Below are 11,927 nucleotides of genomic sequence, written 5' to 3' on the forward strand. Positions count from 1 at the left end.
GTAGAGTGGTGGCATGGTGCGCACCCCCCTGACCCCGGAAGAGCGCGAGCGCGGCGAGCGGCTCGGGCGGCTGCTGCGCGACGCGCGCGGCGGGCGCTCGATGGTGGAGATCGCCGCGGCGGCCGGCCTGTCGGCCGAGACCCTCCGCAAGATCGAGACCGGCCGTGCCCCGACTCCGGCCTTCTTCACCGTGGCCGCCCTCGCCGGCGTCCTCGACCTGTCGATGGACGACCTGCTCCTGCGCTGCGCGCCGCTGCCCGTCTGACCGGCGGCGCCCGGCCGCCGAGTGGCCTCCGCCCCGGCGGGGGAGGAGGCTTGAGGTGGGTACGTCCGGGTGGACCGGGTGCGTACGGCACGGAGGCTCCGCCCGGCCGGGAATGGGGCAGTGTCATGCGCATGCTTCTGAAGGTCGAGATGAACACCGAGTCCTCCAACGACCTCATCCGGCAGGGCGCCGTCCAGGGACTCATGGAGGAGGCGCTCGGGCGGATCCGCCCCGAGGCCGCGTACTTCACCGTCGAGAACGGCTGCCGCACCGGCTACTTCTTCTTCGACCTGGCCGAGACCTCCGACATGCCGGCGATCGCGGAGCCGTTCTTCATGCGCCTCGGTGCCAAGGTCCACTACTCGCCGGTGATGAACCCGGAGGAGCTGGCCAAGGGCCTCGGCCAGATCTCCGGGCGGGGCTGATCCCCCCACCGGGCCGGCCGGAGCCGACCCCCCCACCGGGCCGGCGGGGCGCGGGCGCCTCAGGCCGACCCGACCGCGAGCTGGACCCGGCTGTGGCGGGGCCGCTCGATCTCGTCCAGCAGCGCGAGCGCCAGATCGGCGTGCGCGATCCGGCCCGGGCCGTCCACGACCCTGCCGACCGCCGTGCGGTAGCCGCCGGCGGGCTCCGCCTCCGCGTTCAGGTCCAGCGGCGGCACCACCATCAGCCAGTCGAGATCCGGCCCGGCCGTCGCCGTCAGCAGCTCGAACTCCACGACGTGGCCCTGCGCGAAGGCCCGCCACTCCCCGGGGAAGCCCGGCGCGTCCATCAGCCGCACACCGGCCGCGTCCTCCAGGGTGGTGGCGATGCCGAGGGTCACCAGCCGGCCCACGCCGGCCGCCGAGAGCCCCGCGGCCAGCGCCTTCGCCGTCGCCGCGAAGTACTCCTCCGACGGTACGTCGAGGCGGGCGGAGGCGTGCACGGCCGCGTCGTGGCCGACGGCGAGCGCCGCCACCGACTCCGGGTCCGTCGCGTCCCCGCGCGCCACGGTCACTCCCGCCCGCTCCAGGTCCGCGTGGCGGGCCGGGTCGCGCACCACCGCCGTCACCCGGTGGCCCCGGGCCGCCGCCTCCGCCACGGCCGCGCGGCCGACCCGCCCGCCCGCGCCGAACACGATGATCTTCTTGCCGCTGTCGTTGTCGTCCATGAGCGGGACGGTAGGACGGGGGTGCCCGGTTACTTCAACGGTACGGGCACGGCTACCGTCGGACCCATGAGCGAACTGCCCCCGATACCCGTCCGGTTCGACGGCCCGGAGTGCGCGGACGGTGCCGTCCAGCCCTTCCGCGTCGGCGACAAGTGGACCGGCGTGGTGCTGCGCTGCCTGGAGGACGGCGCCGCCCGCCGCTTCGGCGAACTCCGCGCCGCGCTCCCCTGGATCACCCCCAAGGTCCTCACCGAGACCCTCCGCTCCATGGAGCGCAGCGGCTTCCTCACCCGGACCGCGTACGACGAGAACCCGCCGCGCGTCGAGTACGCCCTCACCCCGCTCGGCCGCTCCCTCCTCGGCCCCCTCGACACCGCCTGCGCCTGGGCCCGCGCCCACGGCAACGAGATCGGCGCCGCCCGCGCGGCCCACCCGGGACCCTGACCCCTGCCCCGGCCCGCGGGGGACCCGTGCGGGGAGCCGGGGCGACACGGCCCGGCCCGCCGGAGGGCCTTCAGCGACCGCGCCCCCGCCCGCCGGAGGGTCGTCGGGCGGACGCGGCCCAGCCCCCCAGAGTCCCGCCGGGCCGACGCGCCCCCGCCCACCGGAGGCCCGCCGGGCGACCGCGACCCCGCTCCGGCATAGGCTCGGCGGTCATGACGACCGACCCCGAGAACCCCGCCGGCCCGCGCCGCCTCCCCGACGAGCTGCGGCGCGGCCGCTACCTCAGCCTGACCACCTTCCGGAAGAACGGCACCGGTGTCGCCACCCCCGTCTGGTACGCCGTCGAGGGCGAGCGGGTGTACGTGTGGACCCGCACCGACTCCTGGAAGGTCAAGCGGCTCCGCAACGACCCCAGGGTCGAACTGACCGTCTGCGACCTGCGCGGCAACGTCCCCGAGGGCGCCGTCCGGACCCCCGGCACCGCCCGGCTCGTCACGGGGGAGGAGCTGCGGCACGTCCGCAGGCTGCTCTCGCGCAAGTACACCTACCAGTACTGGCTGGTCGACTGGCCCGCCACCCTCGCCCGGCTCGGCAAGCGCCCCCACACCGGGATCGTCGTCACCCTGTGAACCCGGCCGCGCGACCTGTCCGGACCACACCGATGTGGTCCCCGGGGCACGGAAAGGAAAACGGTCCGTAGCCGTCCCGTAACACGACTGCGGTGCAATGCCCTGCGGCGGACCGGAAGGTCCCCTTCTACCGCAGGGCAGGTGCGTGCGCATGACGGTCACTCACATTCCGTCCCAGATGGCGGAGTTCACCCACTGGCTGGGCGGGCTCGCCGCCCGCGCCGAGCGGACCGGCGGCTGGTGGGCCGTCTTCGCCGAACGGGACCCCGACGGGCTCCGCGCCTGCCTCGACGGGGCCGAGCTGCTCCCCTGGGACGTCGTCGAGTCCCTCCTCCAGGACGTGGGGGAGGGGCCGGAGCGGGGACGGGAGCTGTACGCGGCCGCCGCCGGCGCCCACGACCGGCGGCCCGGCGGGGCCGAGGCGCTCGCCGCGCGCCGCGAGCTGATGGAGACCGAGCGCCGCCACGCGGAGGCCCGCATCCGCGAGCTGTGGGAGCGGCTCCGCGCGCCCGGCCCCGAGGAGGCGGCCCGCCTCGCGCACGACCCCGAGGAGGCGGCCCGGCTCGCCCACGACCTCGCCTGGACCCGCGACGACCACGCCCGCGCCACCGCCCGGATCGTCGACCTCACCGACCGCCTCGACCGGCTCCACGCCTCCCCCGCCCCGGGCGCCGCCGCCGCCGCTCCCGGGGCGCGGGAGCGGCGCCCGCGCGGGGCCCGGTACGCCTGGGCGGACGACGCCGGCGCCGCCGGGGGACCCGCGCCCGCCCCCGTGCCCGACCTGCCCGCCGGCGGCGCCGAGCCGCGCGGCGCCCGCTTCCGGCTCCGGGCCCCGTCCCGTACCGGCGACGCGGCCGCGCCGGAGGCAGACGCGCCCGACCCGGACGAGGCCGCGGAGGCGGCCCGCGCCGCCGTCAACGCCGTCCACGCCCTCCAGCGGCTGCGCGCCCAGGGCCGTACGGGTGAGGCGCACGTACTGCTCTGCGAGGCGCTCGGCGGGCCGCCCGCCCGGCTGCCCGCGCTCGCCGGGGAGCTGCACCGGGCCGGGTTCGGCGCCGACTGGGCCACCCTGCTCTGGGAGGCCGCCTCGCTGCCGCCCGCCCGGCTGGCCGCCGTCGCCGGGGCGCTCGCCGACGCGGGCCGCGCCGACGACTGCGAACAGCTGCTGCGCCAGGGGCTCGCCCGTCCGGTGGAGGAACTGGCCGGAGCCGTCGCGGCCCTGGTGGCCGAGCGCCACGACCACGAGGCCCACGCGCTGCTCACCGCCTTCATCCGGGTCCGCACCCCCGAGGAGGCCGCGCGTCTCGCGGCCGTGGACCCGGCCCTGCTGGTGCCCCGGCTCGGCGCCGCGGCCCGCGGCCTGTCGCGCGCCGACGAACGGGCCCTGCGGCACGCACTGCGGGTCGGTGGCGTCCTCGGCCCCTGACGGCGGAACCGTACGTGCGGGGAGCAGTCGGCACGTGTCGGTACGTGTCCGGTGTGGACCACTCCGGTATGAAACATGATCGACTGCGCTGCTTCCGGGCGGCAGTCTTGCTCCGGGGTGTGACGGGGCTTACGTTCTCCTCCTACGCATCGTGTCTACGGGCGTAGAGGCTCTCTGACGCCGCGCCGAAGGAGCAGCTCATGACCGTCGTACGCGCCGCCCTCGTCCAGGCGACCTGGACCGGCGACACCGAATCCATGATCGCCAAGCACGAGGAGCACGCCCGCGAGGCGGCCCGCCAGGGCGCCCAGGTGATCGGCTTCCAGGAGGTGTTCAACGCCCCCTACTTCTGCCAGGTCCAGGAACCCGAGCACTACCGCTGGGCCGAGCCCGTGCCGGACGGCCCCACCGTCACGCGGATGCGGGACCTCGCCCGCGAGACCGGCATGGTGATCGTCGTTCCCGTCTTCGAGGTCGAGTCCGAGGGCTTCTACTACAACACCGCCGCCGTCATCGACGCCGACGGCAGCTACCTCGGCAAGTACCGCAAGCACCACATCCCGCAGGTCAAGGGGTTCTGGGAGAAGTACTACTTCCGCCCGGGGAACGCCGGCTGGCCGGTCTTCGACACCGCCGTCGGCAAGGTCGGCGTCTACATCTGCTACGACCGCCACTTCCCCGAGGGCTGGCGCCAACTCGGCCTCAACGGCGCCCAGTTGGTCTACAACCCCTCCGCCACCCACCGCGGCCTCTCGTCCTACCTGTGGCAGCTGGAGCAGCCCGCCGCCGCCGTCGCCAACGAGTACTTCGTCGCCGCCATCAACCGCGTCGGCGTCGAGGAGTACGGCGACAACGACTTCTACGGCACCAGCTACTTCGTCGACCCGCGCGGCCGGTTCGTCGGCGACGTCGCCTCCGACAAGGAGGAGGAGCTCGTCGTCCGCGACCTCGACCTCGGCCTCATCGAGGAGGTCCGCCAGCAGTGGGCCTTCTACCGCGACCGCCGCCCCGACGCGTACGACGGGCTGGTCCAGCCGTGAACAGCCTGTACGCCCGCCACCGCTCCGTCCTCCCCGACTGGCTGGCCCTCTACTACGACGAGCCGATCGAGATCACCCACGGTGAGGGCCGGCACGTCTGGGACGCCGAGGGCCGCCGCTACCTCGACTTCTTCGGCGGCATCCTCACCACCATGACCGCCCACGCCCTCCCCGAGGTCACCAAGGCGGTCGCCGAACAGGCCGGCCGGATCGTCCACTCCTCCACCCTCTACCTCAACCGCCCGATGGTGGAGCTCGCCGAACGGATCGCCACCCTCTCCGGCATCCCGGACGCCCGCGTCTTCTTCACCACCTCCGGCACCGAGGCCAACGACACGGCCCTGCTCCTCGCCACCGCGTACCGCCGCTCGAACCAGATCCTGGCGATGCGCAACAGCTACCACGGCCGCTCCTTCTCCACCGTCGGCGTCACCGGCAACCGCTCCTGGTCGCCGACCGGCCTCTCCCCGCTCCAGACCCTGTACGTGCAGGGCGCGGTCCGTGGCCGGGGCCCCTTCGCCGGGCTCACCGACGAGCGGTTCACCGACGCCGCCGTCGCCGACCTCGAGGACCTCCTCGGCCACACTCACCGGGTCGCCGCTCTCATCGCGGAACCCGTCCAGGGCGTCGGCGGCTTCACCTCCCCGCCCGACGGCCTCTACGCCGCCTTCCGCCGGGTCCTCGACCGGCACGGCATCCTCTGGATCTCCGACGAGGTGCAGACCGGCTGGGGCCGCACCGGCGACCACTTCTGGGGCTGGCAGGCGCACGCCCAGGCGGGGCCGCCCGACATGCTCACCTTCGCCAAGGGCATCGGCAACGGCATGTCCGTCGGCGGTGTCGTCGCCCGCGCCGAGATCATGAACTGTCTCGACGCCAACTCCATCTCCACCTTCGGCGGTTCGCCCGTCACCATGGCCGCCGGCCTCGCCAACCTCGGGTATCTCCTCGACCACGACCTCCAGGGCAACGCGCGCCGGGTCGGGGGCCTCCTCATCGAGCGGATCCGGGCCGCCGCCGCGGGCGTCGGCGCCGTCCGCGAGGTCCGGGGCCGCGGCCTCATGATCGGCATCGAACTCGCCGACCCCGTCACCGGCCGCGCCGCCCCCGAAGCGGCCTCCGCCGTCCTGGAACGGGCCCGCGAGGACGGCCTCCTCATCGGCAAGGGCGGCGGCCACGACACCAGCGCGCTGCGCGTCGCACCCCCGCTCTCCCTCACCGTCGCCGAGGCCGAAGAGGGCGCCGCGATCCTCGAACAGGCCCTCAGATCCCTCTAGTTGGCAGGGGAGAAGTCCCGTGAGCACCCGAACCCTGATCCGGGGCGGCCTCGTCGTCACCGCCTCCGACGAACTCCACGCCGACGTCCTCGTCGAGGACGGCCGCGTCGCGGCGCTCGCCGCCCACGGCTCCGACGCGGCGGCCGGCTGGACCGCCGACCGTGTCCTCGACGCCACCGACCGCTACGTCATCCCGGGCGGTGTCGACGCCCACACCCACATGGAGCTGCCCTTCGGCGGCACCTTCGCCTCCGACACCTTCGAGACCGGCACCCGCGCCGCCGCCTGGGGCGGTACCACCACCATCGTCGACTTCGCCGTCCAGTCCGTCGGCCACGCCCTCCGCGAGGGCCTCGACGCCTGGTACGCCAAGGCCGACGGCAACTGCGCGATCGACTACGCCTTCCACATGATCATGTCGGACGTCACGCCGGCGACCTTGCGGGAGATGCCCCTGCTCGTCCAGGAGGGCATCACCTCCTTCAAGCTCTTCATGGCCTACCCCGGCGTCTTCTACTCGGACGACGGACAGATCCTGCGGGCCATGCAGGTCGCCGCCGGCACCGGCGGCCTGATCATGATGCACGCGGAGAACGGCATCGCCATCGACGTCCTCGTCGAACAGGCCCTGGCCCGCGGCGAGACGGACCCTCGCCATCACGGGGAGGTCCGCAAGGCGCTGCTGGAGGCGGAGGCGACCCACCGGGCGATCCAGCTCGCGCGGGTGGCGGGCTCCCCGCTGTACGTCGTCCACGTCTCCGCCCAGGAGGCGGTGGCGGAGCTGGCGGCCGCCCGCGACCTGGGACTGCCGGTCTTCGGCGAGACCTGCCCGCAGTACCTGTTCCTGTCGACGGACAACCTGGCGGAACCGGACTTCGAGGGCGCCAAGTACGTGTGCTCGACCCCGCTGCGGCCGAAGGAGCACCAGGCCGCCCTCTGGCGGGGGCTGCGGACGAACGACCTCCAGGTGGTCTCCACCGACCACTGCCCCTTCTGCTTCGTGGGGCAGAAGGAGCTCGGCCGCGGCGACTTCTCGAAGATCCCCAACGGGCTGCCCGGCGTGGAGAACCGCATGGACCTCCTCCACCAGGCCGTCGTCGACGGGCACATCTCCCGCCGCCGCTGGATCGAGATCGCCTGCGCCACCCCCGCCCGCATGTTCGGCATCTACCCGCAGAAGGGCACCATCGCCCCCGGCGCCGACGCCGACATCGTCATCTACGACCCGCACGCGACCCAGGTGCTGTCCGCCGAGACCCACCACATGAACGTCGACTACTCGGCGTACGAGGGACGGACGGTGACCGGCCAGGTCGAGACGGTCCTCTCCCGCGGCGAACCCGTCATCGACCAGCGCAAGTACGTCGGCCACGCCGGCCACGGCGCCTTCGTCCCCCGTTCCACCTGTCAGTACCTGAACTAGGAGGCCGCCCCTTGGACTTCGGACTCGTCCTGCAGACCGACCCGCCCGCCTCGCAGGTCGTCGGCCTGATGCGCCGGGCGGAACGCAACGGCTTCCGCTACGGCTGGACCTTCGACTCCGCCGTGCTCTGGCAGGAACCCTTCGTCATCTACAGCCAGATCCTGGCCAACACCACGAAGCTGCACGTCGGCCCCATGGTCACCAACCCCGGGACGCGTACGTGGGAGGTCACGGCCTCCACCTTCGCCACCCTCAACGACATGTACGGCAACCGGACCGTCTGCGGCATCGGCCGCGGCGACTCCGCCATGCGCGTCGCCGGCCGCAGGCCCAACACCCTCGCCCGCCTCGGCGAGGCCATCGAGGTCATCCGCGACCTGGCCGAGGGCCGCGAGGCGACCGTGGACGGCAACCCGATCCGCATCCCCTGGATCGAGAACGGCAGGCTGCCCGTCTGGATGGCGGCCTACGGCCCCAAGGCCCTCGCCCTCGCCGGGCAGAAGGCCGACGGCTTCATCCTCCAGCTCGCCGACCCCTTCCTCACCGAATGGATGATCAAGGCCGTCCGGGAGGCGGCCCGGGACGCCGGCCGCGACCCCGACGCCCTCACGATCTGCGTCGCCGCCCCCGCGTACGTCACCGCCGACGACTCCCCGCAGGCCCTGGCGCACGCCCGCGACCAGTGCCGCTGGTTCGGCGGCATGGTCGGCAACCACGTCGCCGACCTCGTCGCCAAGTACGGCGAACACTCCTCGATGGTCCCCGAGGAGCTGACGGCGTACATCAAGGACCGCCAGGGCTACGACTACTCCCACCACGGCCGCGCCGACAACCCCGACACCACCTTCGTCCCCGACGAGATCGTCGACCGCTTCTGCCTCCTCGGCCCCACCGAGGCCCACATCGACAAGCTCCGCCACCTCAAGAGCCTCGGCGTCGACCAGTTCGCCGTCTACGACATGCACGACAACCGTGAGGGCACCATCGACGCCTACGGCTCCGGGATCATCCCCGCCCTCACCTCCTGACCCGCCGGAGGGCCCGGAACCGACTCGTCCGGGCGGATCAGAGACCGAGGAGCCGGTCGAGCTCCGTCCGGGCCTTCCGCGTGTCATCGTGTTCCTCGCCCAGCACCCGCGCCCGGTCCGCCACGACCTCCCGCAGCAGTGCGACCGCTGCCGGAACGTCGTCGAGGGCCGCGAGGATCAGGGCCCGCCCGAACCTCGTCGTGACCACCTCGGGGTGATGCGGGTTCCGGTAGCGCTCGACGCGTTCCTCCAGGAGCGTGTCGATCTCGCTCAGGAGGGTGCCGGTGTCGCCGAGCTCCAGCTTCAGCATGATGATGTTGTAGCGGGTGATCATGACGGCCGGATGCGTGTGGCCCAGCGTCTCCCGCTGGTCGCGTACCAACTCCTCATGGAGCGCCAGTGCCTCCACGGGGTCGCCCAGCTCCCACGTGAATCGCGCCGTGTTCAGCCGGACCAGGAGCGTGTTCGGGTGGAGCGCCCCGCGCACCCGGACCGCGAGCGGGAGCAGGGCCCGATATCCGGCCAGCGCCTCCTCCCTGCGTCCCGACTCGCCCAGGAACTTGTAGATGTTCATCCGGCTGAAGACGACCTGGGCGTGCTCCTCACCGAACTCGGCGATCCGGTCGCGCAGCAGCTCGTCGTGCAGTTCCAGGGCCAGGTCGTGGCGGCCCAGCACGCCGTGCCAGTACGCGATGTAGTGGCGCTCCTCGAACACGTCCAGGTGCGTCGGACCCAGCACCCGTTCCAGGTCGGGCAACAGCTCCTCGTGCAGGCGCAGCGCCTCCGCCCGGTCGCCGGCCCGGCCCGCCCAGTACGCGAGGTGGTGGCGCGTCTTCAGCGTGCGCGGATCGTCGGCGCCCAGAACCCGCGTCTGGTCGGCGAGGACCGCCCGGTGCAGCACCAGCGCCTCGGTGAAGTCCCCCGCCTCGCCGGTCGCGTACGCGATGCGGGAGCGGGTCTCCAGCACCTCGGGGTCGTCCGCGGCGAGCACCTGGCCCTGGTCCGAGAGCAACTCCTGGTAGAGGGCCAGGGAAGCGCCGTACGCTCCCGCCTTGCCCGTCCAGTACGCCGTCCTGGCGCGGGCGTGGAGGGTCATCTCCGACTCGGGCCCCAGATGGGTCCCGAGCCGCTCCGCCCACATCTCCCAGCGACCCCGGTTCGTGGTCGCCTCCGGGGCCGCGCGGAGTTCGAGGCTCCGCAGAAGCCGCTGGCGCAGCGCGCCGGCGGCGGCCGGGTCGGACGTGGCGAGCGACGCCTGCCACAGGTGCTCGGGCTCGCTCTGTTCGGCGTAGCGGTGCAGGGGGTCGTCGGGCGTGTGCTGGTCCATGGGGGCCATCATCTCCAGCGCGCGGCACAACGCGGCATGTCCCGTCGCCACGTCGTGCGTGTCCGACAGGGCCACGTACTCGGCCAGTGAGGGGTGGTGGACGCCGACCAGCTCCGTCCCCGACGGGGCCTTCCCGTGCGTCACGAGGCCCGCGAGCAGGTCGAGGACCAGCCCGGTCCGCTCGTCGTCGTCGGGTCCATGGAGCTCTGCGGCGGCCCGGACGAGCAGGGGCCGGGGCAGGGAGGTGCCGGTGCCCGAGGCCGCCACGACCGTCAGGACGGTGTCGACGGACGCGGGGTCGCCGCCCGGCGCGCCGTTGCGCAGCGGCGCCAGCACGGTGTCGTACATCGCCGTGAAGCCTTCGCCGCGCATCTCCTCCGCCAGGTGCCCGTGGCGGGAAAGGACGGTGAGCAGCTGCCAGTTCCCCCGCGCGAAGCCGTGGATCGCGGGCCGGTGGACGGACTTCACGTGCACCGAGTCCAGGTAGGCGGCCTGCTGCCGCTCGTCGGGCACCGGGATCGTGAAACGGTGCCAGTCGTCCGGGAGGGCGATCCCCTCCCGGACGGTGGCCACCACGCCGAACCAGTCGGGCGCCGTGTCGCCCAGCGCGGTCAGCTCGGTGATCACCTTGGCGCGCTGCGCCGGGTCCGTCACCTGGTCGATCCCGTCGACGATCACCCGTACGGGTTCCCGTGCGGGCATCAGCCGGAGCGGTCCACCGACCTCCCGGACCGTGGAGGGCAGGAGGGCGCGTTCGCCCTGGGGCACTTCCCGCGCGTACGTCTTCCTCGCTGCGGCGAAGCCCGGTAGATGGCGGCCGAGCTGCCTGGCCATGCTGAGGACGGACTCGCCGTTGCCCCACCGGAAGGCGTCGAGCCGGACGACCGCGCAGACCTCGGGAGTCGTCTCGACCTCCTCCTCGGGCAGCAGCTCGGCCCGGCTCAGCGCGGTGGCGAGCGTCGTCTTGCCCGTCCCCACGGCGCCGACCACGGCCACGAGCCGGTGGAGTCGGACGAGCCGTGCCACGTGGGCCAGCTCCCGGGGCGACTGGAAGAGACGCAGGGGTTCCAGGAGGACTCCGGTGGGGGTCGCCCCGGCAAGGACGCTCAACCCTGGGGTGTACGCCACGTTCCGCGAGAGCCAGGGGTCGATGTCGGTCGCGGACCGGCGCCCGCTGCCGTCGTAGGAGGCGCCCTGCGGAACCTGGCGGGACACCCGCTCCGACAGTGCCCGGCGTACGGCGCTCACGTGGAGGAACGGGGCGAGCCGGACGTCGCCGCGCCGGACCATGCGGTTCACGCCCCGGGAGACCTGGAGGTCGTACGAGACCCGATCGTCCTGTGACGAGGCCAGCCATGCGATCCCGCGCCGCGCCAGCATCGCGGACGAGGTCCAGCGGCCCATCGCCTCCCGCAGGGCCAGGCCGGAGTAGCATCCGTCGACCATGAGCGTCAGCTCCGGCACGCCGCCGTACCGGGCCGCGAGGCCGCCCACCTCGGTGGTCAGGTCGTACGCGGTCTCGGGGCCGGGGCGGGCGGGCGAGGACCGCAGCGGGAAGAGGAAATCCCCCTGGTCCGGGTGGTGTCCGTGGCCGAGGAACACCAGCAGCAGGGAGGCGCGAGCCGACTGCGCCGCACGGAACGCCTCCTCCACGGTCCGGGCCACTTCGTCGACGGTCGAAGGATTCAACAACAGTCCGTCGGCGGCGGCGGGCAGGCACTCGCCCCGTGCCGGGTCGAGGAGCAGCTCTCTCAACTCCTGCGCGACCGGCTCCAGTCGGACCAGTCGGTCCTCCTGCTTCTCCTCGCGGACGTCCCAGTGGGACGCGATCACCAGCATCATGCGCTCATCTGTCACGCGCGGCATTATCGCCGAGCGTCATGACGGCAACTCCGTTGTCGAACACATGACTTGGGGG

At 73.3% G+C, this 11,927-nt stretch carries 11 protein-coding genes; 9 read left to right on the forward strand and 2 right to left on the reverse strand.

All coding sequences use genetic code 11. From position 1 onward, the window contains the following. Window positions 1-13 precede the first annotated feature (13 nt). Together ACFVU3_RS22500 and ACFVU3_RS22505 are read left to right on the forward strand one after the other, a co-directional pair. Entirely contained in the window at window positions 14-265 is a 252-nt protein-coding gene (locus ACFVU3_RS22500; protein WP_390068680.1) for a helix-turn-helix domain-containing protein, read from the forward strand. 125 nt (window positions 266-390) lie between these two features. Next, entirely contained in the window at window positions 391-690 is a 300-nt protein-coding gene (locus ACFVU3_RS22505) for a hypothetical protein (protein WP_390068682.1), read from the forward strand. A gap of 59 nt (window positions 691-749) precedes the next feature. Here the strand turns inward: ACFVU3_RS22505 and ACFVU3_RS22510 are convergent, their stop codons facing one another. Beyond that, a complete protein-coding gene (locus ACFVU3_RS22510; RefSeq protein ID WP_390068684.1) occupies window positions 750-1,415 on the reverse strand; it encodes an NAD(P)-dependent oxidoreductase in 666 nt (221 codons plus the stop codon). A 66-nt stretch (window positions 1,416-1,481) separates the two neighbouring features. Between ACFVU3_RS22510 and ACFVU3_RS22515 the strand changes: the two genes are divergently transcribed. The 7 genes from ACFVU3_RS22515 to ACFVU3_RS22545 all read left to right on the forward strand — a co-directional run bounded on the left by ACFVU3_RS22515 (window position 1,482) and on the right by ACFVU3_RS22545 (window position 8,682). Continuing rightward, a complete protein-coding gene (locus tag ACFVU3_RS22515; RefSeq protein WP_390068686.1) occupies window positions 1,482-1,859 on the forward strand; it encodes a winged helix-turn-helix transcriptional regulator in 378 nt (125 codons plus the stop codon). Window positions 1,860-2,071: 212 nt separating this feature from the next. Then, window positions 2,072-2,488: a PPOX class F420-dependent oxidoreductase gene (locus tag ACFVU3_RS22520; RefSeq protein ID WP_390068687.1), complete on the forward strand. Its 417-nt coding sequence runs from the start codon at window positions 2,072-2,074 to the stop codon at window positions 2,486-2,488. Between the two features lie 151 nt (window positions 2,489-2,639). After that, window positions 2,640-3,914 (forward strand): UL36 very large tegument protein, encoded by a 1,275-nt coding sequence (locus ACFVU3_RS22525; protein WP_390068689.1) that lies wholly within the window; start codon window positions 2,640-2,642, stop codon window positions 3,912-3,914. Between the two features lie 200 nt (window positions 3,915-4,114). After that, window positions 4,115-4,954 carry a nitrilase-related carbon-nitrogen hydrolase gene (locus ACFVU3_RS22530; protein WP_390068691.1) on the forward strand — a complete coding sequence of 280 codons (840 nt, stop codon included), beginning with the start codon at window positions 4,115-4,117 and terminating at the stop codon, window positions 4,952-4,954. Beyond that, window positions 4,951-6,231: an aspartate aminotransferase family protein gene (locus tag ACFVU3_RS22535; protein ID WP_390068693.1), complete on the forward strand. Its 1,281-nt coding sequence runs from the start codon at window positions 4,951-4,953 to the stop codon at window positions 6,229-6,231. The genes ACFVU3_RS22530 and ACFVU3_RS22535 overlap by 4 nt, the downstream gene beginning before the upstream one ends. A gap of 19 nt (window positions 6,232-6,250) precedes the next feature. Next, window positions 6,251-7,654: a dihydropyrimidinase gene (gene hydA / locus ACFVU3_RS22540; RefSeq protein WP_390068695.1), complete on the forward strand. Its 1,404-nt coding sequence runs from the start codon at window positions 6,251-6,253 to the stop codon at window positions 7,652-7,654. Window positions 7,655-7,665: 11 nt separating this feature from the next. Continuing rightward, window positions 7,666-8,682 (forward strand): TIGR03842 family LLM class F420-dependent oxidoreductase, encoded by a 1,017-nt coding sequence (locus ACFVU3_RS22545; RefSeq protein ID WP_390068697.1) that lies wholly within the window; start codon window positions 7,666-7,668, stop codon window positions 8,680-8,682. 37 nt (window positions 8,683-8,719) lie between these two features. Here ACFVU3_RS22545 and ACFVU3_RS22550 read toward each other — a convergent pair whose 3' ends face one another. Further along, window positions 8,720-11,866 (reverse strand): tetratricopeptide repeat protein, encoded by a 3,147-nt coding sequence (locus ACFVU3_RS22550; protein ID WP_390068699.1) that lies wholly within the window; start codon window positions 11,864-11,866, stop codon window positions 8,720-8,722. Window positions 11,867-11,927: the final 61 nt, after the last annotated feature.

It is taken from the genome of Streptomyces sp. NPDC058052, assembly GCF_042885515.1.
In the GTDB taxonomy this organism is placed as follows: domain Bacteria; phylum Actinomycetota; class Actinomycetes; order Streptomycetales; family Streptomycetaceae; genus Streptomyces.

Bases quoted from the DNA above. Each gene is read 5' to 3' on its own strand.
- ACFVU3_RS22500 (WP_390068680.1), top strand. From the start codon at position 14: ATGGTGCGCACCCCCCTGACCCCGGAAGAGCGCGAGCGCGGCGAGCGG.
- ACFVU3_RS22505 (WP_390068682.1), top strand. From the start codon at position 391: ATGCGCATGCTTCTGAAGGTCGAGATGAACACCGAGTCCTCCAACGAC.
- ACFVU3_RS22510 (WP_390068684.1), bottom strand. From the start codon at position 1,415: ATGGACGACAACGACAGCGGCAAGAAGATCATCGTGTTCGGCGCGGGC.
- ACFVU3_RS22515 (WP_390068686.1), top strand. From the start codon at position 1,482: ATGAGCGAACTGCCCCCGATACCCGTCCGGTTCGACGGCCCGGAGTGC.
- ACFVU3_RS22520 (WP_390068687.1), top strand. From the start codon at position 2,072: ATGACGACCGACCCCGAGAACCCCGCCGGCCCGCGCCGCCTCCCCGAC.
- ACFVU3_RS22525 (WP_390068689.1), top strand. From the start codon at position 2,640: ATGACGGTCACTCACATTCCGTCCCAGATGGCGGAGTTCACCCACTGG.
- ACFVU3_RS22530 (WP_390068691.1), top strand. From the start codon at position 4,115: ATGACCGTCGTACGCGCCGCCCTCGTCCAGGCGACCTGGACCGGCGAC.